Raw genomic sequence first — 26,310 nt, 5'->3', positions numbered from 1 at the left:
CGGTCACGCACCCTTCCGGAACATGCCGAGCATCCGGTACGTGACCAGGAAGCCTCCGAAGACGTTGATGCTCGCGATGGCCGCCGAGACCACGGCCAGGACCGTGACCAGGGTGTCCGCCGAGCCGATCTGCAGCAGCGAGCCGACCAGGATGATCCCGGAGATCGCGTTGGTCTGGGACATCAGCGGGGTGTGCAGCGAGTGGCTGACGTTGCTGATGACGTAGTAGCCCACGAAGACGGCCAGCACGAACACCGTGAACGTCGCGAGGAACGCGACGTCGGTGAACGCCAGGGCGATCGCCAGCACGGCACCCGCCGTGACCATCAGCGTGAGGCTGCGTCGCGATGCTGCGGCCTTCTTGGCGGCCGCCTCGGCGGCGCGCTGCTCGGGGGTGCGCTCGTCGGCCGCCGCCGGGGCCGCCGCGGGAGCCGCCGAGACCTGCACGGGCGGTGGTGGCCAGAGGACCTCGCCGTCCCGCGTCACGGTCATGCCGCGCTGCACCGGGTCGTCCAGGTCGAGCACCAGCTGCCCGTCCTTGCCCGGGGTCAGCAGGGCCATCAGGTTGACCACGTTGGTGCCGAACAGCTGCGACGTGTGCTGCGGCATGCGGCTGGTCAGGTCCGTGTAGCCGAGGATGACTACCCCGTTGTCGGTGACCACCCGCTCCCCCGGCACCGTCAGCTCGCAGTTGCCGCCGCCGGACGCCGCCAGGTCGACGATCACCGATCCGGGGCGCATCGCGGCGACCATCTCCGCGGTGATGGTGCGCGGCGCCTGGCCCCGGACGAGCGCGGTGGTGATGACGATGTCGGCCCGCGCGGTCTCCGCGGCGTACAGCGCCAGGGTCGCCTTCTCCTGGTCCTCGGTCAGCGCCGCCGCGTACCCGGTGGCCGACCGCTCCTGCTGGGCGGCGGCCGACGCTTGGACGAAGGTCGCGCCGAGGGACTCGATCTGCTCACCGGCCTCGGGCCGCACGTCGAACGCCCGCACCTGGGCGCCGAGCGACGCCGCGGCCCCGATGGCCGCGAGCCCGGCGACGCCGCCGCCGATGATGAACACGGTGGCCGGTGCCGTCTTGCCGGCGGCGGTCACCTGGCCGGTGAACATGCCGCCGTACTCGGCGGCCGCCTCGATCACGGCCCGGTAGCCCGCGACGTTGGACATGGTGGACAGCACGTCGAGCGCCTGCGCCCGGCTGATCCGCGGGACCGCGTCCAGCGCCAGCGCCGTGACGCCCCGCTCGGACAGGGTCTGCACCAGCTCGGGGTGCAGCGCGGGGGCGAGGCTGGCCACGAGCACCTGCCCGGACCGCAGACCGGCCAGCTCGGCGTCGGAGGGCGTGTTCACGGCGGTCACCACGTCCGCCGCCCAGACGGCCTCCGCGTCGGCCACGCTCGCACCCGCCGCCACGTACGCCTCGTCCGGGATGCTCGCCGCCGCACCCGCCCCGGCCTGCACCACCACGTCGTAGCCCAGCTTCACCAGGCCCGCGACGGTACGTGGCGTGCCGGCCACCAGCCGTTCCCCGGTTCGAGACTCCGTCGGGATCCCGATCAGCATCGATCACTCCTCTGGCTGTGGCCTGCAGCAACAGGCCGTCCCATGGTCCTCACCACGCCACGACGCAGCACTGGACCAAAGGCCCAGGTCAGCGCAGTGACGAGGCACGTCATCAGCTCGGCGCGTCCGGAGTGCGCGGGTTGTCGGGTGTGGTGCCGACCTCCTCGCCGGATGCCGTCGCGGTGACCTCGACGTCGCGGAGCGTGGTCTCCCACGCCGCCGCGGCACGGCGCAGCGCACCCTCGGCATCCACGCCCTGGGCGTGGGCCCGCCGCACCAGCTCCAGCAGCTGCGCGCCGAGCTCGTCGTCGGCCGGCACCGGTGCGTCCAGGCCTGCCCGGGCGGCCCGCGAGGCGATCTTCTGCGCCCGGGCGAGCGCCGGCAGGGACGCGGGCACGCCGTCGAGCGCCGAGCCGCGGTCCTTCTTCTCGGCCCGCTTGATGCGGTCCCACTGGGTGTGCAGCGCGCCCATCGAGGCGACCTCGGCGTCGGCGAACACGTGCGGGTGCCGGCGCACCAGCTTGGCGACCAGGTCCCGCGCGACGTCGTCGAGGTCGAAGGGGTCGTCGGGGTGCTCGGTGGCGATCCGCGCGTGGAACACCACCTGGAGCAGCACGTCGCCGAGCTCCTCACGCAGCCCGGCGCGGTCGTCCCCCTCGACGGCCTCGGCGAGCTCGTGCGACTCCTCGAGCAGGTACGGCAGCAGCGAGGTGTGCGTCTGCGCCGCGTCCCACGGGCAGCCGCCGGGTGAGCGGAGGCGGTCCATCACCGCGACGAGCTCGCGCAGCGCATCGCGTGCGGCTGCCGGCTCGCCGTCCGGTGCGGTGGTCACGAGGAGGTGGTCAGCAGGTGCGGTCGGTCACGGGGTGGCGCTGGCCGACGGCTGCGGGGTCGGCGCCGCGGAGTCGCCGGGCGCGGGGGTGGCCTGCGCTCCCTGCGTCACGATCCACGGCGAGGCCGTCGGCGCGGCGACGCCGGCCGCCGTCGGGTCGAACGTGCCGTAGCGCGGGTTGACCGTCACCTTGAGTGCCGCCAGGCGCTTCTGCAGGTCCGCGACCGCGGTCGCGGAGTCGGACAGACCCTGCACGTTGTTCGCGGCGAGCTGGTACCGCGCGATCGCCATCGCGCCGGTCGAGTAGTGCGCCGGCGCCGCGACGCCGGCCCCCTGGAACGACTGGGCGAGGAACTGCGTCGCCTCGGCGTCGTTGATGCCGACCCCCTTGTCCGAGGCGAGCTGCGTCAGCGTCGGCTCGTCGATCAGCACCTGCAGCACCAGCTGCGGCGTCGCACCGTTGAACAGCGGGCCGAGCTGGCTCAGCGCGTCCGACACCTCGGAGGCCGGGATCGTGCGTCCGTCCACCACGGCGGCCGTCCCCGGCCGGGCGCCGTCGGCGCAGCCCGCCAGGACGCCGGTCAGCAGCACCAGCGATCCCACCGTGCCGACCGCCCGGCGCAGCCCCGTCCTCGCGTCGCGCTGCAGCCTCACAGGTCCTCCTCGAGCATCGACCGCTGGTCCGGGCGACATCGTAGGCGGTCCTGCTGACGGTCCCGTGCGCCCGGTCGGCACGCGGTCGCCCCCGCCGCCGGCGTCAGCGCGCGGCCGTCCCGACGCCCGCCGCGGCCGACACGTCGCCGCGGACCACCGCGTCCACCACGGTCCGCGCCCACTCGAGCAGCGCCGCACCGTGCAGCGGCTTGCCACCCACCCGGGCGGTCGTGGGGAACGGCACCAGGATGGTGCGCACCGCCGGCTTCAGCACCGTGCCGGGGTACAGCCGCTTGGCCCGCAGCTGACCGGACTCAGCGAGCTCGACGGGCGCGAACCGCACGTAGCGGCCCTGCGCCGTGATGTCCGTCAGCCCGGCGGCACGCGCGTGCTGCCGGAACGCCGCCACCTCGAACAGGTTGTCCACCGCGGCGGGGACCAGGCCGTACCGGTCCAGCAGCTCCGCGCGGACCGCCTCGAGTCCCGCCTTGTCCGTTGCCGCGGCGATCTTCTGGTACGCCTCGAGCCGCAGCCGCTCGTGCGCGATGTAGTCGTGCGGGATGTGCGCGTCCACCGGCAGCTCGAGCGTGACGTCCGGCTGCTCCTCCGGCTGGTCGCCGCGGAACGCCGCCACGGCCTCCCCCACCATCCGCACGTACAGGTCGAAGCCGACGCCCTCGATGTGACCCGACTGCTCGCCGCCGAGCAGGTTGCCCGCGCCGCGGATCTCCAGGTCCTTCATCGCGACCGCCATGCCGGCACCGAGATCGGTGTTCGCGGCGATCGTGGCGAGCCGGTCGTGGGCCGTCTCGGTGAGGGGAGCCTCCGGCGGGTAGAGGAAGTAGGCGTAGGCCCGCTCCCGACCGCGGCCGACGCGGCCGCGCAGCTGGTGCAGCTGGGACAGGCCCAGCCGGTCGGCGCGCTCGAGGACCAGCGTGTTGGCGTTGGAGATGTCCAGGCCGGTCTCGACGATCGTCGTGCAGACCAGCACGTCGAACCTCTTCTCCCAGAAGTCGAGGATCACCTGCTCCAGCTGCTTCTCGTGCATCTTGCCGTGGGCCACGGCGATCCGGGCCTCCGGCACCAGCTCGGTCAGGCGCTGGGCGGCCCGCTCGATCGACTCCACCTTGTTGTGGATGTAGAACACCTGGCCCTCGCGCAGCAGCTCGCGCCTGATCGCGGCGGTGATCTGCTTCTCGTCGTACGCGCCGACGAAGGTGAGCACCGGGTGCCGCTCCTCGGGCGGGGTGGCCAACGTCGACATCTCTCGGATCCCGGTGACCGCCATCTCGAGCGTGCGCGGGATGGGCGTGGCGCTCATCGACAGCACGTCCACGTCGGTGCGCAGCGCCTTCAGCGTCTCCTTGTGCTCGACGCCGAACCGTTGCTCCTCGTCGACGATCACGAGCCCGAGGTCCTTGAACCGGACCCCGCCGGACAGCAATCGGTGCGTGCCGATCACCACGTCGACGCTGCCGTCGGCCAGCCCGTCGAGCACCTCCTTCGACTCCGACGCCGTCTCGAACCGCGACAGCGCCTTCACGGTCACCGGGAACGGCGCGTACCGCTCGGAGAACGTCTCCAGGTGCTGGGAGACCAGCAGCGTGGTCGGCACCAGCACCGCGACCTGCTTGCCGTCCTGCACGGCCTTGAAGGCCGCACGGATGGCGATCTCCGTCTTGCCGTAGCCGACGTCGCCGCAGATCAGCCGGTCCATCGGGACGGACTTCTCCATGTCCGCCTTGACCTCGTCGATCGTGGCGAGCTGATCCGGGGTCTCGACGTAGGCGAACGCGTCCTCGAGCTCGCGCTGCCACGGGGTGTCCGGCCCGAAGGCGTAGCCGGGCGTCGCCATGCGGGCCGAGTACAGCCGGATGAGCTCGGCGGCGATCTCCTTGACGGCCTTGCGGGCGCGACCCTTCGTCTTGGCCCAGTCGGCGCCGCCCATCCGGTTGAGGGTCGGTGACTCGCCGCCGACGTACCGGGTCACCTGGTCCAGCTGGTCGGTCGGCACGTACAGCCGGTCGCCCGGCTGCCCGCGCTTGGCAGACGCGTACTCGATGACCAGGTACTCGCGGGTCGCGGCCGTCGGACCGGTACCGATGGTCCGCTGCACCAACTCGACGAACCGGCCGACACCGTGCTGCTCGTGCACCACGAAGTCGCCCGGGCGCAGCTGCAGCGGGTCGACGACGTTGCGGCGGCGGCTCGGCATGCGGCGCATGTCGCGGGTCGACGTGCCGGCGCGGCCGGTGAGGTCGGACTCGCTGAACAGCGCCAGGCGCAGCTGCTCGGACGCGAACCCGGGGCCCGCCGGTGCGGGCACGACGAGCACCACCCCGGGGTCCAGCTCGTCGGGCACGCCGGACACCAGCCGGGCCGGGACGTCCGCCGAGCGCAGCTGCTCCACCATCCGCTGGGCCGAACCGTGCCCCTCGGTGGTCAGCACCATCCGCCAGCCGTCCTGCTGGTGAGCGTGCAGGTCGGTGATCGCGCGAGCGACGTCCCCGCGGTAGTGCTCCACGTCCCGGGCTGCGACGAGCAGGGTGGTCGCGTCCGACGAGACCGCCGGGCCGTCGTCGGCCGCGTCCTCGTGCTCGCCGTCCGCACCCGCCGGAGCGGCCGCCACCTCGAGCGAGAACGACGACAGCGTCCACCAGCCCAGCCCGCGCACCGCCGAGAGCCCGCGGACCTCGGCGAACGAGTGGAAGGACGCCGCCGAGAGGTCCAGCGGGGTCGCGCCACCGGCCGCGGCGCCGGTCCAGGCCGCCGCGAGGAACTCCTGCGTGGTCGCCACCAGGTCGTGCGCCCGGCGCCGCACCCGCTCGGGGTCGGCGACCACCAGCAGGGCGTCGTCGGGCACCAGGTCCAGCACCGGCACCATCCGGTCGACCAGCACGGGCGCCAGCGACTCCATGCCCTCCACGGCCATGCCCTGCGCCAGGCGGTCGAGCATGTCGACCGCGCCCGGCAGCTGCTCGACCAGGGCGGCGGCCCGCTCGCGCACCGCGTCGGTCAGCAGGATCTCCCGGCACGGGGGCGCCCACAGGCCGCGGTCCGCCACCTCGAGGCTGCGCTGGTCGGCGACGGAGAACCAGCGGATCTCCTCGACCTGGTCACCCCACAGCTCGAGGCGCAGCGGGTGGTCCTCGGTGGGCGGGAACACGTCGACGATGCCGCCGCGCACGGCGAACTCGCCGCGGCGCTCCACCATGTCCACCCGGGTGTACGCGGCGTCCACCAGCCCCTGCGCCAGCTGGTCGAGGTCCACCCGGTCCCCCACGGCGAGCTGCACCGGGACCAGCTCACCGAGCCCGTCGACCACCGGCTGCAGCAGCGCCCGCACCGGCACCACCAGCACCCGCACCGGTCCGGCCGGCCCCGGCTCGCCGGGGTGCGCCAGCCGCCGGAACACCGCCAGGCGGCGGGCCACCGTGTCGCTGCGGGGCGACAGCCGCTCGTGCGGCAGCGTCTCCCAGGCCGGCAGCACCGCCACGTCGTCGTCCGGCAGGTAGCAGCGCAGCGCGCCGGCCAGCTCGTCCGCGTCGCGGCCGGTGGCGGTGACGACGACGAGGGGCCGGCCGGCCGCCGCCACCGGCGAGCCCGCCGGACGTGCCCCGGCCATCGCCGCGAGCAGGGGTGGCCGCACGCCGGCCGGGCTCACCACGTCCAGCTCGCCGCGGGCACGCACCTGCTGCACGGCCTCGGCGGCCGCCGGGTCGGCGAGCAGCGCAGGCAGCAGTCCGGTCAGGTCCATCGGTCCTCCGCAGCGGGACGGCACCCGGCTCGCAGGCCGGGCGATCGGCACCGCGCCACCCGGACGCGGGCAGCACGACAGGCCGGATCCGTTGCCGGACCCGGGGATGGGACAAGTCTACGAAGCACCACCGACATGCCCCCGGCGCGGCGACGGCATCGCGGCCCCGACGCCCCGGGGGCCGGACGACGTGGGGCCCGGACGACGTGGTGCCCCGGACCGAGACCCGGTCCGGGGCACCACGTACCACTCCTGCCTGCGCCCGGGGCTGCCGGGCTGAGGTCGCCGCGCTAGACGACCAGGCTCAGCAGCATGATGAACGCCAGCGCGACCACCGACAGGACGCACTCCATCAGCGCCCACGTCTTGAAGGTCTGGCCGACCGTCATCCCGAAGTACTCCTTGACCAGCCAGAACCCGGCGTCGTTCACGTGGGACAGGAACACCGAGCCCGCGCCGACGGCGAGCACCATCAGGGCGACGTGCGTCGCCGGCAGACCGGACGCCAGCGGCGCGACGATGCCGGACGCCGTGATGGTCGCCACGGTCGCCGAGCCGGTGGCGATGCGGATCAGCACCGCGACGAGCCATGCGGCCAGCAGCGGGGACAGGGCCGACTTCGCCAGGCCGGACGCGATCACGTTGCCGACCCCGGTGTCCACCAGCGTCTGCTTGAAGCCGCCGCCGGCACCGACGATGAGCAGGATCCCGGCGATGGGCCCGAACGACGAGCCGACGATCGCGGACACCTTGTCGCGACCGGTGCCCAGCGCCGTGCCGAGCAGCACGAGCGCGAGCAGCGTGGTGATGAGCAGCGCGATCAGCGGGGTGCCGACGAACGTCAGCGCCTGACCGACAGCCGACTTGGCGAAGCCCATCGTCTCGGCCAGCGTGGCGAGCAGCATGAGGACCACGGGGAGCAGCACGACGAGGAGCGCGACGCCGAACCGCGGCCGACGCTGGCCCTCCTCGTGGCTCGCCTCACCGAGCAGCGCGGGCGCCTCGATCGGCACCCAGCGGGCCATGTAGCGGGCCAGCAGCGGACCGGAGATCGCGACGGTCGGCAGGGCGACGAGCAGGCCGAGGCCCAGGGTCATGCCGAGGTTCGCCTTGAGCGCCGCGATGGCGATCAGCGGCCCGGGGTGCGGCGGGATCAGGCCGTGCAGCGCCGACAGGCCGGCCAGTGCGGGGATGCCCAGCAGGATCAGCGGCACCTTGGCCCGGCGGGCGGCCACCATCACGACGGGGATCAGCAGCACAACGCCGACCTCGAAGAACAGCGGGATGCCGATGATGAAGGCGACCAGCGCCAGCGCCCACGGCAGCCGCTGCAGCGGCGTCTTGGCCAGGACCGTGTCGACGATCTCGTCGGCACCGCCCGAGCGCACCAGCAGCGTGCCGATGGCGGCACCCAGCGCGATCAGCACGCCGACGCTCGCCACCGTCGAGCCGAGCCCGGTGCTGAAGCTGTTGAAGGCCTTGAGGTACGGGACGCCGGCGATGACGGCCATCAGGCCGGCGCCCACCGTCAGCGACAGGAACGGGTGCAGCTTCAGCCACACGATGAGCAGGATGATCGCGGCGATGCCGATGACGGCTGCCACGATGAGCTGCGGGGTGCCGGCCGTTGTGGTCGGCGCCGCGAGGAGCAGGGACGACATCAAGACTCCTTTGTCTGTTCTGGTGCTGCGGTGGATTCGGAGGGTGTGCCGGAGGACTGCTCACCGGACGGGTGCGGGCCGGACGCATGCGGCCCGGACGGGTGCAGGCCGAGCGCGACGAGCGCGGCGTCGACGACGGAGTTCGGCGAGACGGACACCGGGACGGTCACGCCGTCCTCGTCGGGCTCGAGCGGCTCGAGCGTGGCGAACTGCGAGGGCAGCAACGTGGTGGGCATGAAGTGGCCCGTCCGGTGCGTCATCCGGTCGCCGATCAGCTCCGGGGAGCCCGCGAGGTGCAGGAACCGCACCCGTCCCGGCGCGGCGGCGAGCACGTCGCGATAGGCGCGCTTGAGGGCCGAGCACGTGACGACGGACGAGCGGCCCGCCGCGTCCTGCTCACCGATCCACGCGGCGATCGCCGCCAGCCACGGCCAGCGGTCCTCGTCCGTCAGGGGGTGGCCGGCGGCCATCTTGGCGACGTTGGACGCGGGGTGGAACTCGTCCGCCTCGGCGACCACCCAGCCGAGCCGCTCGCCGAGGAGGTGCGCGACCGTCGTCTTGCCGGACCCTGCCACGCCCATCACGACCACGTGCTGACGCTCTTCCACTGCCCGCTCCTGACCTCGTCGTCACCCGTCGACGTCGACGGCGAACACTGTCCCTCAAAGGTGACACCTTTGGCTACCCAAAGGTCATACTTAATGACGTGACGCCCGTCACATCGTGCGGCCGCTCCGCGCACCCGGCCACCGGTCCCGTCCCACGCGCCTTGCAGGGCGCTACCCTCGCCAGACCGGGGGGAGGACGACGGGCGATGGGCGCGGTGCTGCACGACGGCCTGCTCGACGCGCTCGGCCGCGAGATCGTCGACGGCATCACCCCCGTCGGCTCCGCGCTGACGCTGGACGGCATCTGCGTCCGGTTCGGCGTCTCCCGGACCGTCGCGCGCGAGGCGATGCGCATGCTCGAGTCGATGCGGCTGATCACCTCACGCCGGCGCGTCGGCCTGGTGGTCCGCCCGCGCGAGGAGTGGGACGTCTTCGACCCGCGACTGATCCGGTGGCGGCTGGACGGCCCCCAGCGTGCCGACCAGCTGCGCTCCCTGACAGAGCTCCGGCTCGCCGTCGAGCCGCACGCGGCGGCGTGCGCCGCGGCCGCGGCCGGCCGTCAGGAGGGCGACGAGCTGGTGGCGCTCACCGCGCGGATGCGCCGCCTCGGCGAGGAGGGCCGGCTCGCCGAGTTCATGGAGCTCGACATCGAGTTCCACGCGCGCCTGCTGCGCGCCTCGGGCAACGAGATGTTCGCCGCGCTGACCGACGTGGTGGCCGAGGTGCTCCGCGGCCGCACCGAGCACGGCCTGATGCCGCCGCACCCCGAGGAGGAGGCGCTGGCGGCCCACGAGGCGGTCGCCGCCGCCGTCCGGGCCGGTGACGCCGAGGCGGCCGAGACCGCGATGAGCCTGATCACCACCGAGGTGCGGCGAGCGCTGGCCGCTGCTCCGGCCACCCCTTCGTCCAGCTCGGGTCGCTGACCAGCGGGACCCATCGCGGTGACGGCGTCCGCCGGACCCGCTCGCCGAGCGCCCGCAGCGCCACCCCGGCCCGCAGCAGGCCGATGCCGAGCCGCGCGCGCAGCGGTGACCACCGCCGCAGGGCGAGCGTCGCCTTGCCGGTGAACAGCAGCCGCATCTTGGTCGCCGAGGAGTTGCCCCCGGACGAGGCGCCGACGGCGTGCAGGGCCACCGCGTCGGGCGTGATCCGGGGATGCAGCCCCGCGGCGGCGGCGCGCAGCGACAGGTCGGCGTCCTCGCCGTACATGAAGTAGCTCTCGTCGAGGCCGCCCAGCAGGTCCCAGGTGGTCCGCTCGGCGATGAGCAGGCACCCGGTGACCACGTCGACCCGACGAGGGGTGTCCCGCTGCCAGCGCCCCAGCGACTCGGGGTCGAACAGCCGCGAGCCGCGCAGCGCCGAGCTGAGACCGGTGGCGAAGCAGAACCAGCTCCACAGCGTCGGACGTCCCCAGCACGAGCTCGGGTCGACCGAGCCGTCCGGCCGGACGGTCCGGCCGCCCACCAGTCCCGCTTCCGGGTGCTCGTCGAGCGCCCGCACCAGGGCGTCGACGCAGCCGGGACGGACGACCGCGTCCGGGTTGAGCAGCAGCACCCGCCGGCCGGTCGTCCGTGCGACCCCCAGGTTGCAGCCACGGGCGAACCCGACGTTCTCCCCCGCGACCAGCACGTCGACCCGGTCGGCCCAGCGTTCGAGCAGGGCGAGCGTCTCGGCGCCGGAGCCGCTGTCGACCACCACGGTCTCGACGCTGACCGACGGCCGGCCGTCGCCGGTCAGGGCCTGCAGGCACCGCTCCAGCCACTCGGCACCGTCGTGCGACACGACGACCACGGACACCTCGGGCACGGCGGTCACGGTGCCACCGCCGACCCGGGGTCGTCGGTCGGCACGTAGCCGTCCCGCCAGCCGACCACCCGTGCCGGGCTGCCCACCGCGATGCAGTGGGCGGGCAACGAGCGCGACACCACCGAGGCGGCGCCGACGACGGCACCGTCGCCGATCGTCACGCCGGGCAGCACCACCACCCGGGCGCCGAGCCACACGTCGGAGCCGATCACCACGTCGGCCTCGCGCTTCGGCTGGTCCATCACGGGCGTCCCGTGGGCCAGGCCGTAGTTGCTGGCCGTGATGAACACCTCGGGCGCGAGCAGCACCTTGTCGCCCAGCACGATCCGCCCGGTCGAGTCCCCCGCCCACAGGAAGCAGCGCTCGCCCACGTGCACGTCGCTCCCGAGGACGATGCGCTCGCCGTTGCGCAGGCTCGCGACGGGCGACATCCGCAGCCCCGGACCGGCCGTGATCCGGCGCCGCGGCTGCACGTGCGCGTAGGAGTAGAACCGCGCGACCTTGGCGAGATGCACCAGCAGCCCGGGGTCGGCGACCCGTCGCAGCGCCCCGAGCAGCCCCTCACGGCGTCCGTGCCCCGGGACAGGGCCGCGCGTCCCGGCGCTCATGCGGCGACCCGCGAGGTGAGGTCCGTGCCCCAGCGCCGGTCGCCGCGCAGCCGACGCACGGCCGCGACGCACCGGCTGGCGACCGTGACGAGCAGGAACGCCGCGGCATCGACCAGGCCGACCTGACCGCTCCGCACCGAACCGCGCAGGCCGCCGGCGTTGGTCGGGCCGTCCTCCGCACCGAGCCGCACCGCGAGCTCCCGGTTGCCGTTCACGATGCGGGCCCGCCGCGACACCAGTGCACGGGTGGTCCGGGCCGCGTGGGCGACGAACGGCTCCGGCACCAGCACGCGCTCGTGCGGGGCGAACGACCGACGCACCCACCCGTCGTCGTTGGTCACGTCGGGCAGGTCGCCGAGGCGTCGCCAGCCCGGCTCGTTCAGGGCGAAGACGCCCGAGCCGACCATCCCCTCGCGCACGTACGGCAGCGACGTCCACACCCGGTAGAACCGGCGCACCAGTCCCGACGAGGCCCCCGCGGCCACCGTCAACCGCGCCGAGGCGACGGTGGGGACATCGGTGGCCAGCGCATCGGCCAGCGCCCGGGCGGTCGCCGCGGGAAGCTCGCAGTCGGCGTCCAGGACGATCACCGGCCACACCTCGACGGCGGCGAGACCCGCGCGGAGCGCGCCGATCTTCCCGGCCTGCGCCAGCTCGAGGGCCTCGACGGCGTGGCCGAGCTCCGCGGCGGCGCGCCGGGCCACGGCGACCGTCCCGTCCGACGAGCCGTTGCTCACCACCAGCACCTTGAGCCGGCCGGGCGGCACGTCCTCGAGCAGCACCCGGAGGCACCGGCCGATCACCGCGGCCTCGTCGTGCGCCGGTACCAGCACGGTCGCCACGGCGCCGCCGTCAGCCCCCGAGCCCTCCATCGCGCACCCCCATCACCGCACGCCACCACCCGACGGCCAGTCGAGGCTATTGCACCTTCTGCCCCGATTCAGGACGGGCGACGGTAATCACCCGGCACATCACCCGTGCGGCGGCACGGCACCGCCGGGTGATCTCTGCCGGCGCCCCCACCGCCGGTCCCCGGCCGTGGAATCCTGCCGTCGACACCGGCATCCGAACGGTGCACCGAGGAGATGGACGAGATGGCACACGTGGTCGTGGTCGGCGCGGGGATCGTCGGGCTGGCGACCGCGGCACGGCTGGCTGCGGACGGTCACCGGGTGACCGTGCTGGACAAGGAGCGGCGGGTCGCCACCCACCAGACCGGCCGGAACTCCGGCGTCATCCACTCCGGCCTCTACTACGCCCCGGGCAGCCTCAAGGCGACGATGGCGGTCGCCGGGTCCCGCAGCATGGTCGACTTCGCCACGCGGCACCTGGTGGACGTCCGCGTGACGGGCAAGCTCGTCGTCGCGTCGACGGACGACGAGGTCGACGGCCTGCACAGGCTCGCGGAACGAGGCGCCGCGAACGGCGTCGCCGCACGGCTGGTCACCTCGTCGCAGGCGCGCGAGCTCGAGCCGCACGTGGCGTGCGTCGAGGCCCTGCGGGTCGAGCCGACGGGGATCGTCGACTACGTCGGGGTCTGCCGCGCTCTCGCCGACGAGGTGCGCGCCGCGGGCGGCGAGGTGCTCCTCGGCGCCGGGCTGGTCGCCGCGCAGGAGGACACGTCCGGGGTGCGGGTGCGTGCGGCTCACGGTGACGGGTCGGGCCGTCTGGACCTGCAGGCGGACGGGCTGGTGTCCTGCGCCGGCCTGCAGGCGGACCGCGTCGCGCGGGCGTGCGAGGTGGACCCCTCGGCACGGATCGTGCCGTTCCGCGGCGAGTACTTCACCCTCGCGCCGCGGGCGGCCGCGCTGGTCCAGGGCCTCGTCTACCCCGTCCCGGACCCCCGCTTCCCCTTCCTCGGCGTCCACCTGACGCGCGGGGTCGACGGCGGCGTGCACGCGGGGCCGAACGCGGTGCTCGCCCTCGCCCGGGAGGGCTACACCTGGCGGGACGTGGTGCCGGGCGACCTGGCGGACGCGTTGTCCTGGCCCGGGACGTGGCGGATGGCGGTGCACAACGTCGTCCCGGGCGCGCGTGAGGTGCTGCGCTCCCTGTCGAGGAAGGCGTTCGCCGCGAGCGTCGCGCGCATCGTGCCCGGCATCCGGGAGGACGACCTGCTCCCGGCTCCCGCCGGCGTCCGCGCGCAGGCCGTCGAGCGCGACGGCACCCTGGCGGACGACTTCGTCATCCAGCGCACCGCTCGGCAGGTGCACGTGCTGAACGCACCGTCACCCGCTGCGACGGCGGCGCTCGAGATCGCCCGGCACATCGCCGCCGAGCTGGCGCTCTGACGCTTCGCACCCGGGTGAATCCTGGAGGACCGCCCTCCCGTCCCACGCCGCCGTCCTAGGGTTGACCTGTCCCGAATGTCCGTTTGGGGCAGGTATGCCGTGGTGTCGGAGGCGCGTGATCATGGGTCGTCCAGCGAGACCGTCGGCAGCTCGCACCCTGGCGTGGGGAGCGCTGGTCGGGGCGTTGCTCGGGCTGACGGGATGCACCGCCGCGCACCAGGCGACGGACGCGAGCACGGCTGGTGCCGCCCACGCAGCAGCAGACGGCGCGACCACGGGCACGCAAGGGTCGTCCGGCGGCACCGGGGACGGCACGTCCGGCTCGTCGTCCGGGGCGCGCGGCAGCTCGCCGGCGTCCTCGGCCGCGCCCGGGCGCGAGCAGGCTCCGGGGCCGGCGGCACCTCCGGTCGTCGCGCTGCCCGGCCTGCAAGCGGCGCCGACCGCCCCCGCGGCCGAGCCTCTCCTCACCGGGGCCGCACCGGCGACCGCCGAGCGCAACGGTGCCGTCGTCGCGGGCTTCCCCGTGAAGGTGGTCCCGGTCCCGAAGGGCGTGACGGTCGTCTCGAGCTCCGTCTCCAGCGAGGGCGCCCGGGTGCAGGTCGGAATGCAGGCGTCGAGCGCGGCGACCCCGGCCCAGGTGCTCGGCGCGTACGACGAGGCGTTCGGCGCGAGCGGCTTCACCCCTGCCAGCAGCCCCGCCCTGCCCGGGACGTCGGCGCACCTGTACCAGCACGGGACGGACGGCATCGTCGTGACAGTGAAGGCACGCCTCGGCGGTGGGACCGAGATCGCCGTCGCCGGCAGCCTGACCACGGCCGGCTGACGCCGTGCGGAGCACCTCGTCCGCCGAGACGGTGGCCGCGGCCGGTGCCTCCTCCGCCACAGCCGTCAGGCGGACCGGCTCACCTCGCGCCTCGTCACGACCCGTGCGGGTCTCGTCGGTCGTCGTCGCGCTCGGGTTCGTCAGCCTGCTGACGGACATCTCGTCGGAGGCCGTCTCCGCGGTGCTGCCGCTGTTCATCACCAGCGCGCTCGGCATGTCCACGCTGACCTACGGGTTCGTCGACGGCCTGATGCAGGGTGCCACCGCCCTGGTGCGCGTGGTGGGTGGCTGGGCGTCCGACCGCGGCGACCACCCGAAATGGGTCGCGTTCCTCGGCTACGGGGTCTCGGCGCTGACCAGGGCGGGCCTGCTGCTGGCGTCCGGGTTCCTCGCGATCACCGCGCTGGTGGCGGTGGACCGGGTGGGCAAGGGCATGCGGACGGCACCGCGGGACGCGATGATCGCCGCCTCGTCGGACCCGCGCACGCTGGGCCGGTCGTTCGGCGTGCACCGCACCTTCGACACCGTGGGGGCGGCGCTCGGTCCCCTGGCTGCCTTCGTCGTGCTCTGGGCGATCCCGAACGGGTACCGGACGGTGTTCGTCATCTCGTTCGGCTGCGCCGTCCTCGGTCTGGCGGTCCTGGGACTCATGGTGCCGGACCTGCGGCCGCGTCGCGCCGCCTGGCTCGAGCGGCACCGCGCACGCGAGGAGCGCGGACTGCCCAAGTGCAAGGGCTGCACGTGCGACCTGACGGCGCTCGCACCCGGCGGCAAGCAGTCGTTCAGCTGGCGGTTCCTCACCGAACCGGGGGTCCGACGGCTCATGGGCGTTGCCGGCCTGCTCGCGCTGCTCACGGTGGGCGACGGGTTCGTCTACCTCTCGCTGCAGACGCGGGACGGTTTCGCCTCCCAGTGGTTCCCGCTGCTCTACGTCGGCACCAATGCGGCGTACATGTGCCTCGCCACGCCGATGGGTCGCCTCGCCGACCGCATCGGACGGGCGAAGGTGTTCGTCGCCTCGCACGTCGCCCTGCTGGGCGCATACCTGTGCGCGGCCGTCGTCGGCGGCGGCACGGCGTCGACGGTCGCGACGCTGGCCCTGCTCGGCCTGTTCTACGCCGGCACGGACGGGGTGCTGTCGGCACTGGCGGGCCGGCTGGCCGGTCCCGCGGTGCGCGGGTCCGCGATCGGCACGGCGCAGGGCGTGGTGGCCGGTTCCCGGATGTGCGCCTCGTGGCTGTTCGGACTCGCCTGGTTCACGCTGGGCCGCAGCCCCGCGATGCTCGTGGTCGCCGGTCTGCTCGCGGTGGCCGTCCCCGTCGCCTGGCGCACGCTCCGGCCGCTCGACGCGCGCCTGCGGACGCAGGCCGCGGCATGAGCCGGCCCGCACCGCGGCTGGTCGCGCTGGTCGCCGTGGTGCTCGTCGTGACGGTGGGCGTGGGGTGGTACGTCCTCCGGGCCGCCGCGAGCCACCGGGCCCTGGTGTCCTCCGCCCCGTCTGTCGCCAGCACCGACCTCGGCTCCGCCACCACGGTGCCGCACGTCGTGTTCCGGTCCACGCTGCCGGGGACGCACTACGGAGAGGTGGCGGTGGTGCCGCTGACCGACCCGGCCGGGCCCCGGGCGTTCACCGACGCGGCGTGCGACCAGCTCGACACCGTCGGCACCACCACGGTGTGCCTGCGCGTCGTGCGCGACGTGGTCACCCGCTACGAGAGCGCGGTGCTCGACGCCTCGTGGCGGCCCACCGTCACGTGGCCGCTGCCCGGGGTCCCCAGCCGTTCCCGCATCTCGCCGGACGGCGGCCTGGTGGCGACCACCGCCTTCATCACGGAGCAGGCCTGCTCCAAGGCGGGCTCGTCGACCGAGACCCGGATCCATCGGGCCGACGGCACCGACCTGGGAAACCTCGAGGAGTGGGCGCTCACCGTCGACGGCAAGCCCTACACCGCGACGGACCGCAACTTCTGGGGCGTGTCGTTCGTCGACGACGAGACGTTCTACGTCACGGCCGCCTCGCAGTCCGCGAACGCCACCTGGCTGGTGCGGGGAACAGTCTCGGCCCGGACGCTGACCGCCGTCCGAACCGGTGGCGAGTACCCCTCGGTCTCCCCCGACGGCACACGGGTGGCGTACAAGAAGCTGCTCCGCACCGATGCCGGCCAGAAGGTGTGGGCGTTCGCCGTCCTGACGCTCGGCACGGGGACGGAGACGGTGTACGACGCCACCGCGGGGACGGACGACCAGGCCCAGTGGCTCGACGACACCACGATCCTGTACGGGCTGGCCCGGGCGGACGAGCCCGGCACCACCGACGTGTGGTCCCTCGACGTCGGCACGCTGGCGGCCCGGCCGACCCTCTTCATCCCGGGGGCGTGGTCCCCGGCCGTGGTTCGCTGACGGTTCTCGGATCACCCGGCAGACACCGCGGCGGCACTGGGCGCGCGGGTCCGGGTACCCCACACTGGGCGTCAGCCGGCGCCGGTGGGACACGCTCCCGCCGCTGCGGCGCTCGTGGCAGCCGCCGAGGACCGAGGAGTGACCGCCCGTGAGACGACCGACGCCGCGGCTCGTGGCTCTCGTGGCCGTGGTGCTGGTGGTCACCGCGGGCGTCGGCTGGTACGTGGTCCGGGCGGCCGGCAGCCAGCGTCACCAGGTGGCGTCCGCGCCCTCGGTGGCGAGCACGGACCTCGCCTCGGCCCTGGCCACGCCGCACGTCGTCTTCCGCTCCACGCTTCCCGGCCCCCAGTACGGGCAGGTGGCGGTGGTCCCGCTGGCGGCCCCCGCCGGACCGCGCGCCTTCGCCGACGCCGCGTGCGACCGGCTCTACACCGTCGGCACCACCACGTCGTGCCTGCGCATCGTCCGGGGTGTCGCCACGCGGTACGAGACCGACGTCCTCGACTCGTCGTGGCGCACCACCGCGACCTGGCCGCTGCCCGGCATCCCGAGCCGGTCGCGGATCTCCCCCGACGGCAGCCTGGTCGCGACCACGGCGTTCGTCACCGGCCACTCGTACGCGCAGGTCGGCTTCTCCACCGAGACCGAGATCCACAAGGCCGACGGCACGGACCTCGGCAGCCTCGAGGACTACGCCCTCACCGTGGACGGGAAGCCCTACACGGCGTCCGACCGCAACTTCTGGGGCGTGTCGTTCGTCGACGACGACACCTTCTACGCGACGGGCGCCTCGCAGTCCGCCAACGCCACCTGGCTGCTGAAGGGCAGCGTGTCGGCACGGACGTTGACCGCGTTCCGCAGCGGCGGCGAGTGCCCGTCGATCTCCCCGGACCGCGCGCACCTCGCCTACAAGAAGGTGGTGCGCACCGACGCCGGCCAGAAGGTGTGGGCGTACGCCGTGCTCACGCTGGCCACCGGGAGCGAGACGCTCTACGACGTGACGGCGGGCTGCGACGACCAGATCGAGTGGCTCGACGACACGACGATCCTGTACGGCATGGCGCGGGCGGACGAGCCCGGCACCACCGACGTCTGGTCGCTGGACATCTCGACCCCGGGTGCGAAGCCGAAGGTGTTCATCCCCGGGGCGTGGTCGCCGGCAGTGGTGCGCTGACCTGGTCGTCCGGCCCGGCCGCCGCACCGCCGCGCGCCCGGACGAACTCCTCCAGGCGGTCCAGGTCGACGGCGTCGGCCGGCACCTGCGGAGAAGGGTCGACGAACGGCCCCGGACCCGACGCGTGCCCGGTCAGCGAGTCGAACGTGTGGACGTACGCGGTCGCCTGCGGGGACCAGTCGAGCTCCGCGACCACCCGGTCGCGGGCGCGCAGCGAGAGGTCGACGCGCAGGTCGGGGTCGTCCAGCAGCCGCTCGACGGCATCGGCGAACGCCGACACGTCGCCGGACGGCACGTACAGGGCCGTGTCCTGCGCCGACACCCGCGTCTCCACCAGGTCGAAGCTGACCGGCGGGACGGCGAACGCCATGTACTCCATGGTCTTGTTCATCGTCGACCGGTTGTTCAGCGGCGTGTTGCGGTCGGGGCAGAGGCCCACGCTGGCGGCCGACAGGTAGGCGGCGATCTTGTCCGGACCGACGCGGCCGGTGAACTCGACGACGTCGTCCAGCTCCAGCTGGTGGCTGAGCGCCCGCAGGTCGGCCAGGCAGTCGCCGAACCCGAGCAGCGCCGCCCGCACGTCGGTGCGGCCGCGCCGGTGCACCAGCTCGTCCATCACGCGCAGCACCAGGTCGACGTCGTCCTGCGGGCCCATGATGCCGAGGTAGACCAGCAGGTGGCCGCCGCGCGCGAGGTGGTCGGTGCCGTGCACGGGTCGCATCACGCGGGTGTCCGGACCGGAGCGGACCACCGTCGTGCGGTCCCTCGGCACGCCGCCACGGGTGAGCGCGACGTGCCGGTAGGACTCGTTGGTGGACACCACGCGGTCGGCCGCCCGGAAGGTGCGACGTTCGAGCCAGCGCAGCCCTGCCAGCTCGGTGCGAGCCTTCGCGCCGGCCGGCTCGCCGAAGCGGGACACGAACAGCTCGGGGTTCAGGTCGTGGTGGTCGAACAGGAACCGCACGCCTCGCAGCCGCCAGAGCCGGGCGAGCAGCCAGTAGGTGTCCGGCGGGTTGCACGCCTGGATCACGTCGAAGCCGCGCTCCCGCCGCACGGTCAGGGAGAGCGCCGCGGTCCGCAGCCACGAGTACGCGAACTCGACGACGAAGCCGAGCAGCCCCTTCGCCTCCGGCGCGGGCCGGTACTTGTAGATCGCGACGCCGTCGATCGTCTGGCGCGCGGGGTCGCCCGGACCGCGTGGGCAGATCACCGAGACCTGGTACCCCGCCCTGGTCAGCGCCCGGCACTCGAGCCACACCCGCCGGTCCAGCGGGACGGGCAGGTTCTGCACGATGATCAGGACCTTCGTGCGCGGGACGGCCATGACGGCGGCACCTCCGGGTCGACGGTGGACCGTGTGCGGTCGCTCTCGGCACGGTATCGCCGGACAGATCCGGCGCAAACCGGATCAAACGGATGTCACCCGGCTGCGGCGGCACCTTCACCCGGACGGACGCGCAGGCTCTCCTCCGCAGCGGCGACCACCTCGGAGGCCGCGCGCTCCCAGCTGAAGTGCCGCCGCCGCCGGTCGGCCGCCGCGGCGCACGCCGCGTACAGGGCGTCGTCCGCGAGCGCCTCCGCGACCAGCGCGGCCAGCTCGCCCGGGTCCTCCGAGCGGACCAGGCGCCCCCCGTCGTCGTGCCCGATGATCTCCGGCATCGCGCAGGCGTCCCGGCCGATGCACGGCAGGCCGCGCGTGAGCGCCTCGACGAAGGCGATGCCGAAGCCCTCCATCCGCGACGGCATAACGAACAGGTCGTGCGTGTCCATGAGCTGGCCGACCTGCGCACCGGGGACCCGGCCGAGGAACGTCACGCCGTCCGGCACGGGCGAGCGCAGCGGCCACTGCGCCGGGCCGGCCACCGTCAGCGTGACGTCGGGCCCGAGCTCGCGACGCAGCAGCTGATGGGCCGCCACCACCTGCGCCCCGCCCTTGGTGTCGAAGTCCCGGCCGACGAAGAGCAGCCGGCGCGCGGTGCCGACCCGCCGGACCGGTACCGGGGTGCCCACGGCGACCGCCGCGTTGGCGCCGGGGTTGACCACCCGGACCCGGTCGCCGGGGACACCCTGGGACCGCAGGTGCGCGGCGAGCCACTCGCTCATCGGCAGCAGCAGCGCCGCCTGGGCGTAGACGCGGTCCTGCGCCCGGCGCAGCCGGTCGATCCGCCGCCTGCCGAGGGCGCGGAAGTGCGGCACCCCGTCCGGGCCGTAGGCGTCGAGCAGCAGGCCGTAGCTGAGGTCCTGCAGCACGGCGAACGGGGTCGAGGTCACGCCGAGGTCCTGGATCTGCAGCACCAGGTCGGGGTGCTGCCGTTCCGTGGCGGTGCGCAGCTGCCGCCGGATCGCCACCCGGCTCAGCGCACCGTGCCGCCAGGTGGACGTCCACCCGTGCGGCGTGCGCCGAGCCCCGAGGACGCGCGCCACCTGACGCAGCGGCGGTGCCAGCTCGAGCGGCAGGTCCTGCACGTCCGCCACCTGCTGCAGAGCTGCCCGCAGGTGCCACGGCGTGCCGGACCAGCTCTGCTGCGGCGGCTGGGTCCAGTGGCAGGCGAAGCCGATGCGGATCGGCGACCGCTCCGCTCCTGTCCCGTCCTCCGCCACGGTGGCTCCCTTCGCGCAGCGCCAGGGTAGAGGACGGTCCGCCGCCGGTCAGCGGCGGCCCGGTGCGAAGATGCAGGTCGGACCGCCGGTCGGGCGGGTCGATACCGACGGAGGAGGCCGCACCATGAGCCCTCGCGCGCTGCCCGGCCCCCTGGCCGCCCTGGGCCCGCGGGGACGTCGGGCCCTGCGACGGACGGCCGACGCCGCGCTGCGTCCGTTCGGATCGGTGAACGGCGGGCACGACGCCCACCAGGTCGCGGTCACCTTCGACGACGGACCGGACGGCACCGTGACGCCCCAGCTGCTGGCCGTCCTGGCACGGCACGGTGTGCGCTGCACGTTCTTCTTGCTCGTCGACCAGGCCGAGCGCCACCCGGAGCTGGTCCGCGCGGTGCGCGACGCCGGCCACGAGATCGCGCTGCACGGCCTCGACCACCGGCCGCTGCCGCGGATGGGCCACCGCGGTGCGCTGAGGTACCTGCGCGATGCGCGACGCCGGCTCGAGGCGGTCGCCGGCACGACGGTGCGCTGGTACCGGCCTCCGTACGGGCTGCAGTCACCGGCGAGCTGGGCCGCCGCCCGGCGCGCCGGGCTCGACGTGGTCGTCTGGTCGGCCGACGCGGCCGACTGGGAGGACGACCCCGCCGACGTGGTCCTGGCACGCGCCGCCGCCGGCCTGACGCCGGGCGGCGTGCTGCTGCTGCACGAACGGCTGGAGCCGGGACCCGACGGGGAGCCCGTGCACACCCGGTTCGACAGAGCCGCGCTCGTCGACCTCCTGCTGACGGAGGCCGACGAGCGCGGCATGACTGCTGTGACGGTCGGTGAGCTCAGCCGCGGTGGGCCGAGACGGACCGCCTGGTTCCGCTGACCGGGGTCAGGGGTTCACCACCGTGCCGTTGACCAGCGTGTTGCCGTACCAGGTCACCGGGACGTTCACGTTGTCCGGTCCGTACCCGGAGCCGCCGAACACGTTGTTCCGCACCGTGATGTTGCCGACGTAGTACGTCCCGTTGGCACCGTCGACCACGTACAGGGTGAACCCGCCGCCCGCGAGGTAGTTGTTCTCGACCAGGACCGGTCCAGCGGTGCTGGGGCCGAGGTCAGGGGCCAGGAACAGGGCGGAGTTCGCCCCGTTGGTCGACGTCATGTCGATCGTGTTGTGGCGCACGACCAGGTTGGTCACACCGGACTGCATCTGGCCGCCGTCGGAGTGCGCCCCGGCCGCCGGCGTCAGGTCGTGGATCCAGCTGTCCTGCAGCGTGGTGCTCGACCCGAGCTTGACCCCGTCGCCGGTGTCGCCGTGGATGTTCAGGCGCAGGCCCGTCCAGTGGTCGTAGCCGATGGCGTTCTCGAACCCGTAGATCTCGCTGTCCTGCACCGTGACGCTGCCGGACAGGACCCGGACGCCGTCACCGGAGCCGGAGCCGTGGATCCGGCTGTTCTGGATGACGACGTTCGGCGCGTCCACCGTCACGCCGCCGGTGATGTCGAGGTTGCTGATCACCTGACCGGCCGTGGTGGCGTGGATGGAGCCCGACGGGGTCAGGACGGTCCCGGCCGGGACGCCGGTGTTGGTGGCGCCGGGCATCGCGGTCGACGTGCTCACCGGGGTGCTGGTCGCCGTCGGCGAGGGGCTCGCGGTCGGCGTCGCCGTGGCGGTCGGGGTGGGCGTGGCGGTCGCCGTCGGCGACGGGCTGGCCGTCGCGGTCGGGGTGGGCGTTGCCGTGGCCGTCGGCGTGGGGGTCGCGGTCGGCGTGGCGGACGCGGTCGGCGTCGCCGTGGCGGTCGCCGTCGGCGTGGCCGTCGGGGCCGTGGACGGGGTCAGGGCCACCGCCGCGTACGACCAGCTCGAGCTGGCCGGAGCGCTGGTGCCGACGACCAGGGAGCCGGTCGTCGACGGCGTGGTCTTCTGGAACCAGTAGGTGTCACCGACGGACGCGAGGTACTGCGCGGTCAGTGCCTCGTTCGCCAGGGCCGTCCGCTGCGCGGCGGCGTTCCAGTCGTTCCCGACCGCCAGCACCAGCGCACCCGCAGGGGCGTTCACGGTGGTCGCGGCGGCGCCGGACCGGGCTGAGGTCCCGGCCGAGGCCGTCACGGTCCCGCCGGAGACGGCGTACAGGGAGGCGGCGCCGAGGTAGCCGGTCTGCGCCAGCTTGGCCGACGGGGCGCACGAGGTGAGCGCCGTCGGGGCGGCCGCCGACCACACCTCGGAGGTGCCCTGCGTGCCGTTGGCGCGGCGGACGAGCGACCACGTCAGGCCGCAGCCGGAGACGGAGGAGACCGACTGGGTGCCTGCGCTCGGCCCGTCGGCCGCCACCAGCAGCACCAGCTGCGACGCCGCCGACGGCGACACGGCCGCCGCGGCGATCGCGGACGACGGGCTGGTGGTGGTGCGAGCGCTGGTCGCCAGCACGCTCATGGTGGTGCTCGTGGCGGTGGCGGGCGCCGCCGAGGCGAGCTGGGCCGCGCCGAGGGTCCCGGCGCCGACGACTGCGAGCGCGGTCGCGGCGGCAGCCTGTGCGACGGCGCGGCTCGGTGCCGAGGTGAGGCGGCGGGCGCGGGGGGTCCGGACGGCACGAGCCGTGCGACGGTGCACGGCTCGCGTGACGCTGCGAAGTGAGTACATGGGGAAGAGCTGTCCTTCGGTCGTGACGTCGAGGTCGGTCGACGTCGCTGGCACCGCGCGACACGGTCGGGTGGGTTCACCCGTTCGTGTCACTGTAAGGAAAGCAATTCACCCCTTTGGTCCAACGCCTCCGTGATCTGTCTGTGATATGGGGCAGAGGACGTTCACGACGTAACCGGACAGACCGTCCGGCCAAATGTGTCGTAGATCACACAGGGGCTGGCCCAAATTCGCCACCGCGGCGAACAAATACCTGGTACGAGCGGTCCCACCGCTCGATTCACCCCGCCACCGGCTCCCAGGCCGCGACCAAGGTCCCGTCCACGCGACAGACCTGCAGGTCACAGTCGCGCGCCACGATCGGTGCCACGATCGGTCCGACCCGCCTCAGAGGGTGAGCGGCCGCCCCGCCGCGTCGACGTTCCCGGTGAAGGTGACGGGGACGGTGATCCGGAACTCCCCGTAGCCGGAGTTGGCCCCGAAGCGGTTGTCGCTGATCGTGATGTTCCGGACCACGTAGCGACCGTTGGCACCGTCGAGGCAGAACAGCGCGTAACCGCCGTAGTCCAGCCAGTTCCCGGTGATCGTCACCGGTCCGTCGGTGCTCGGACCGAGGTCCGGCGCGAGGAAGATCGCGGAGTTCGCGGGGTCACCGGGCTCGATCGTGTTGCCCGCCACCAGGAGGTTGCTCACACCGTCCTGCATCTGCGCGCCGTCGGCGTGGGCGCCGGGCGCCGGCGTCAGGTCGTGGATCCAGCTGGCCCGCAGCGTCACGCGGCTGCCGAGCTTGACGCCGTCACCGGTCACCGAGTGGATGTTCACGCGCTGCGCCGTCCAGTCGTCGCCCGCGATGGCGTTCTCGAAGCCCGAGATCTCGCTGTCGACGACCGTGACGCTGCCCGACTGCACCAGCACCCCGTTGGTGTCGGTGCCGGTGATCCGCGACGCCCGGATCACCACCCCCGGCGCCTGGATCACCACGCCGCCGTGGATGTCCAGCCCGCTGAGCACCTGGTTCGGCGTCGTGACCGTCAACCCGTCGGCCGGCGAGAGCACCGTCCCGGCGGGCACACCGGTGTTGCCGGCCCCCGGTTTGGCGGAGGCGGGCGGCAGCGGCGCGGCCGGTGCGGGAGCCGCAGGTGGCGCCTTCGCCGGCGGGGCCGCCGCGCCCGCGCGGGGGCTGGGGCGCGGCGTCGGCGCCGGCGTGCTCGGCGCCGCGGACGGCGTCGGCGTGGGTGTCGTGGCAGCGCTGGCCGACGGCGTCGGCGGCTCCGGAGCCGGGACCTCGGAGAGCGTCGTCGTGGGTGACGCTGCCGGCAGCACCTCCGGACTGGCTCCGGGGTCGCCACGGAAGACGACATCCACCCAGTACTGCGACTGCCGCCAGCTCTGCGTCGGGAACACGTCGTCGCCGCCGTAGCCGTAGACGCCCGACGCGCCCGGGTCCACCTGCAGCAGCGGCGACCGGGAGCCGCCCAGGAACCCCTCGGTCACGGGGTAGCGGCCGGAGGTCACGTGGTAGGAGACGACGTACGCCGCACCTGCGCTCAGGCGCACCGGGTGGGCCAGCATGACGGTCTGCCACCCCGCGGCGCTCGCCGGTCCGAACCGTGCGCCGGCCAGGAGCTGCCCCGCGGCGTCCCACAGGCCGCCGTCGGGTCCGGCCGACGCGGCTGCGGCGCTCCAGTAGCGCAGCCCGACGACGACTCCTGAGACCGTCGGACGGAACGCGGTCCCGACGTTCACGGCGAGCGGGTCGACGGCGACCCGCACCCCGGGCGGCGCTGCATCGCCCCACATCGACTCCGCCGCCGCGGGCGCCGGGCGGTCGGCCACGAGCAGGACCGCAGCGAGAACCACCGCCACGACGGCCACCGCGCCGCGTCGCAGCCACCGCGTCGCGCGCGCACCCGGGACGAACCGTCGCGGCAGACCGCGGGGCGGCAGCGTCACGGGCCGACCTCCGTCGCAGTGCAGCACGGGACCTGGATCCCGTCGCCGGACGTCCCGGCGCCACCCAGTGCACCATCCGACGGATCCCGGCGGAACCCCCACGATCCCGACATCCCGGATCATGGACCGGCCGCCGGCCTGCCGGGTCAGGGGGCGGCCGGGTCAGGGGGCGCGGTCAGGTCAGGGCCGTGAGGTCAGGGCCGTCAGGTCAGGGCGGTCAGGTCAGGGCCGTCAGGTCGGGGCGGTCAGGTCAGGTCGGTCTCGGCGGGCCGGCGCGGGCGAGGCGCACCCGTGGACCGCCGCAGCCGCCACCACGTCCCGAGCGCGACGGCGCCGGCCAGGACCGTCGCCCCGAGGGCTCGCGTGCGGCTGCCCTTCTGGACGGTGTACACGGGGTCGGCCGGGCTCAGCCGCACGCGCACCCGCTGATCCGCCGGGACCGACTCGCGATCCTGGATCTTCGTCAGCTCCGAGCCCACGTGGGCGAGTCCCAGCCCGAGCTGCGTCGCCGCGACCTCCTGGGTCGGGCCCACCGCCTGCACGTCCACCACCGGGTCCTGGAAGGAGGTCTCCCACTGACCGCCGAGGCTGGGCTGACGCACGCTGTAGCCCAGCCGCACGCCCTGGCTGGCCAGCGTGACGTCCGAGTCCACCGTCTGCGGCCCCTCGAACCCCTCGACGCCGCGCGCGACGACCCCCGCCAGGCTGATCAGGGAGGTCGTGGTCTCCGCGAGGGCGTTGGGCAGCGCGTGGTCCGGCGGCAGGAGGACGACGCGGACCTCGCCGACCACCGTGGCCGACGGCTGCTCCCAGGCGTTCCACGCCGCGGCACCGGTCCCGAGCAGCAGGATCGTCGCCGCGACGGGCGACCGCGCGGCGCGGACCACCGTCCGGTGCAGGCTCACCGCATCTCCACCAATTCACCTCGTCACGATCCGGCGCCCAGTTCG

Annotated in this window: 21 protein-coding genes; 7 read left to right on the top strand and 14 right to left on the bottom strand. The window is 74.0% G+C overall.

Annotation, left to right across the window (positions count from 1 at the left end; all coding sequences use genetic code 11):
* Positions 1-3 precede the first annotated feature (3 nt).
* The 6 genes from ACFQTY_RS11260 to ACFQTY_RS11235 form a co-directional block, all read right to left on the bottom strand.
* The gene (locus ACFQTY_RS11260) at positions 4-1,563 is read right to left on the bottom strand and encodes a Re/Si-specific NAD(P)(+) transhydrogenase subunit alpha (protein ID WP_378100397.1); all 1,560 of its coding nucleotides are present in this window, start codon (positions 1,561-1,563) and stop codon (positions 4-6) included.
* Positions 1,564-1,675: 112 nt separating this feature from the next.
* Positions 1,676-2,395: a YabN family protein gene (locus tag ACFQTY_RS11255; RefSeq protein ID WP_378100395.1), complete on the bottom strand. Its 720-nt coding sequence runs from the start codon at positions 2,393-2,395 to the stop codon at positions 1,676-1,678.
* A gap of 27 nt (positions 2,396-2,422) precedes the next feature.
* On the bottom strand, positions 2,423-3,049 hold the full coding sequence (locus ACFQTY_RS11250) for a hypothetical protein (protein ID WP_378100393.1): 627 nt from the start codon (positions 3,047-3,049) through the stop codon (positions 2,423-2,425).
* 103 nt (positions 3,050-3,152) lie between these two features.
* Positions 3,153-6,806: a transcription-repair coupling factor gene (mfd, locus tag ACFQTY_RS11245; RefSeq protein WP_378100391.1), complete on the bottom strand. Its 3,654-nt coding sequence runs from the start codon at positions 6,804-6,806 to the stop codon at positions 3,153-3,155.
* A gap of 290 nt (positions 6,807-7,096) precedes the next feature.
* Entirely contained in the window at positions 7,097-8,467 is a 1,371-nt protein-coding gene (locus ACFQTY_RS11240; RefSeq protein ID WP_378100389.1) for a gluconate:H+ symporter, read from the bottom strand.
* Positions 8,467-9,075, bottom strand: a complete 609-nt coding sequence (locus ACFQTY_RS11235) for a gluconokinase (RefSeq protein ID WP_378100387.1) — start codon at positions 9,073-9,075, stop codon at positions 8,467-8,469. Before ACFQTY_RS11235 ends, ACFQTY_RS11240 begins: the two co-directional genes overlap by 1 nt.
* A 206-nt stretch (positions 9,076-9,281) precedes the next feature.
* On the opposite strand from ACFQTY_RS11235, the gene ACFQTY_RS11230 reads away from it, so the two are divergent.
* Positions 9,282-9,998 (top strand): FadR/GntR family transcriptional regulator, encoded by a 717-nt coding sequence (locus ACFQTY_RS11230; RefSeq protein ID WP_291763372.1) that lies wholly within the window; start codon positions 9,282-9,284, stop codon positions 9,996-9,998.
* Here ACFQTY_RS11230 and ACFQTY_RS11225 read toward each other — a convergent pair.
* The 3 genes from ACFQTY_RS11225 to ACFQTY_RS11215 are packed head-to-tail and all read right to left on the bottom strand — an operon-like array spanning position 9,931 to position 12,331.
* Entirely contained in the window at positions 9,931-10,890 is a 960-nt protein-coding gene (locus tag ACFQTY_RS11225; RefSeq protein ID WP_378100384.1) for a glycosyltransferase family 2 protein, read from the bottom strand. The two genes, ACFQTY_RS11230 and ACFQTY_RS11225, sit on opposite strands and share 68 nt — an antisense overlap.
* On the bottom strand, positions 10,887-11,489 hold the full coding sequence (locus ACFQTY_RS11220; RefSeq protein ID WP_378100382.1) for an acyltransferase: 603 nt from the start codon (positions 11,487-11,489) through the stop codon (positions 10,887-10,889). The genes ACFQTY_RS11225 and ACFQTY_RS11220 overlap by 4 nt, the downstream gene beginning before the upstream one ends.
* Positions 11,486-12,331: a glycosyltransferase gene (locus tag ACFQTY_RS11215; RefSeq protein ID WP_378100380.1), complete on the bottom strand. Its 846-nt coding sequence runs from the start codon at positions 12,329-12,331 to the stop codon at positions 11,486-11,488. The genes ACFQTY_RS11220 and ACFQTY_RS11215 overlap by 4 nt, the downstream gene beginning before the upstream one ends.
* Positions 12,332-12,583: 252 nt before the next feature.
* On the opposite strand from ACFQTY_RS11215, the gene lhgO reads away from it, so the two are divergent.
* The 5 genes from lhgO to ACFQTY_RS11190 all read left to right on the top strand — a co-directional run bounded on the left by lhgO (position 12,584) and on the right by ACFQTY_RS11190 (position 18,177).
* A complete protein-coding gene (lhgO, locus tag ACFQTY_RS11210) occupies positions 12,584-13,780 on the top strand; it encodes an L-2-hydroxyglutarate oxidase (RefSeq protein ID WP_378100378.1) in 1,197 nt (398 codons plus the stop codon).
* 121 nt (positions 13,781-13,901) lie between these two features.
* On the top strand, positions 13,902-14,603 hold the full coding sequence (locus tag ACFQTY_RS11205; protein WP_378100376.1) for a hypothetical protein: 702 nt from the start codon (positions 13,902-13,904) through the stop codon (positions 14,601-14,603).
* Between the two features lie 103 nt (positions 14,604-14,706).
* Entirely contained in the window at positions 14,707-15,981 is a 1,275-nt protein-coding gene (locus ACFQTY_RS11200) for an MFS transporter (RefSeq protein WP_378100374.1), read from the top strand.
* Positions 15,978-17,003, top strand: coding sequence for a hypothetical protein (locus ACFQTY_RS11195; RefSeq protein ID WP_378100372.1), 1,026 nt, complete (start codon positions 15,978-15,980; stop codon positions 17,001-17,003). Before ACFQTY_RS11200 ends, ACFQTY_RS11195 begins: the two co-directional genes overlap by 4 nt.
* A gap of 148 nt (positions 17,004-17,151) precedes the next feature.
* On the top strand, positions 17,152-18,177 hold the full coding sequence (locus ACFQTY_RS11190) for a hypothetical protein (RefSeq protein WP_378100370.1): 1,026 nt from the start codon (positions 17,152-17,154) through the stop codon (positions 18,175-18,177).
* Here ACFQTY_RS11190 and ACFQTY_RS11185 read toward each other — a convergent pair.
* Together ACFQTY_RS11185 and ACFQTY_RS11180 are read right to left on the bottom strand one after the other, a co-directional pair.
* Complete coding sequence (locus ACFQTY_RS11185) at positions 18,140-19,501, bottom strand: glycosyltransferase family 4 protein (protein WP_378100368.1); 1,362 nt, start codon at positions 19,499-19,501, stop codon at positions 18,140-18,142. The two genes, ACFQTY_RS11190 and ACFQTY_RS11185, sit on opposite strands and share 38 nt — an antisense overlap.
* Before the next feature lie 95 nt (positions 19,502-19,596).
* Positions 19,597-20,778 (bottom strand): glycosyltransferase family 4 protein, encoded by a 1,182-nt coding sequence (locus ACFQTY_RS11180; protein ID WP_378100366.1) that lies wholly within the window; start codon positions 20,776-20,778, stop codon positions 19,597-19,599.
* Positions 20,779-20,902: 124 nt separating this feature from the next.
* Between ACFQTY_RS11180 and ACFQTY_RS11175 the strand changes: the two genes are divergently transcribed.
* Entirely contained in the window at positions 20,903-21,649 is a 747-nt protein-coding gene (locus tag ACFQTY_RS11175) for a polysaccharide deacetylase family protein (RefSeq protein WP_378100364.1), read from the top strand.
* Between the two features lie 6 nt (positions 21,650-21,655).
* Here ACFQTY_RS11175 and ACFQTY_RS11170 read toward each other — a convergent pair whose 3' ends face one another.
* The 3 genes from ACFQTY_RS11170 to ACFQTY_RS11160 form a co-directional block, all read right to left on the bottom strand.
* Complete coding sequence (locus tag ACFQTY_RS11170) at positions 21,656-23,461, bottom strand: hypothetical protein (protein ID WP_378100362.1); 1,806 nt, start codon at positions 23,459-23,461, stop codon at positions 21,656-21,658.
* Between the two features lie 333 nt (positions 23,462-23,794).
* Entirely contained in the window at positions 23,795-25,360 is a 1,566-nt protein-coding gene (locus tag ACFQTY_RS11165; protein WP_378100360.1) for a DUF4082 domain-containing protein, read from the bottom strand.
* Positions 25,361-25,605: 245 nt separating this feature from the next.
* Positions 25,606-26,265 (bottom strand): hypothetical protein, encoded by a 660-nt coding sequence (locus tag ACFQTY_RS11160; protein ID WP_378100358.1) that lies wholly within the window; start codon positions 26,263-26,265, stop codon positions 25,606-25,608.
* Between the last annotated feature and the right edge of the window lie 45 nt (positions 26,266-26,310).

It is taken from the genome of Cellulomonas sp. T2.31MG-18, assembly GCF_964266755.1.
GTDB lineage: Bacteria > Actinomycetota > Actinomycetes > Actinomycetales > Cellulomonadaceae > Cellulomonas.
Note: the sequence above shows the minus strand (reverse complement) of the source record. Positions and strands in the feature narration are given on the sequence as shown.

Coding starts and splice junctions, on each gene's coding strand:
- lhgO (WP_378100378.1), top strand. CDS start 12,584: ATGGCACACGTGGTCGTGGTCGGCGCGGGGATCGTCGGGCTGGCGACC.
- ACFQTY_RS11260 (WP_378100397.1), bottom strand. CDS start 1,563: ATGCTGATCGGGATCCCGACGGAGTCTCGAACCGGGGAACGGCTGGTG.
- ACFQTY_RS11230 (WP_291763372.1), top strand. CDS start 9,282: ATGGGCGCGGTGCTGCACGACGGCCTGCTCGACGCGCTCGGCCGCGAG.
- mfd (WP_378100391.1), bottom strand. CDS start 6,806: ATGGACCTGACCGGACTGCTGCCTGCGCTGCTCGCCGACCCGGCGGCC.
- ACFQTY_RS11175 (WP_378100364.1), top strand. CDS start 20,903: ATGAGCCCTCGCGCGCTGCCCGGCCCCCTGGCCGCCCTGGGCCCGCGG.
- ACFQTY_RS11205 (WP_378100376.1), top strand. CDS start 13,902: ATGGGTCGTCCAGCGAGACCGTCGGCAGCTCGCACCCTGGCGTGGGGA.
- ACFQTY_RS11240 (WP_378100389.1), bottom strand. CDS start 8,467: ATGTCGTCCCTGCTCCTCGCGGCGCCGACCACAACGGCCGGCACCCCG.
- ACFQTY_RS11220 (WP_378100382.1), bottom strand. CDS start 11,489: ATGAGCGCCGGGACGCGCGGCCCTGTCCCGGGGCACGGACGCCGTGAG.
- ACFQTY_RS11185 (WP_378100368.1), bottom strand. CDS start 19,501: ATGGCCGTCCCGCGCACGAAGGTCCTGATCATCGTGCAGAACCTGCCC.
- ACFQTY_RS11195 (WP_378100372.1), top strand. CDS start 15,978: ATGAGCCGGCCCGCACCGCGGCTGGTCGCGCTGGTCGCCGTGGTGCTC.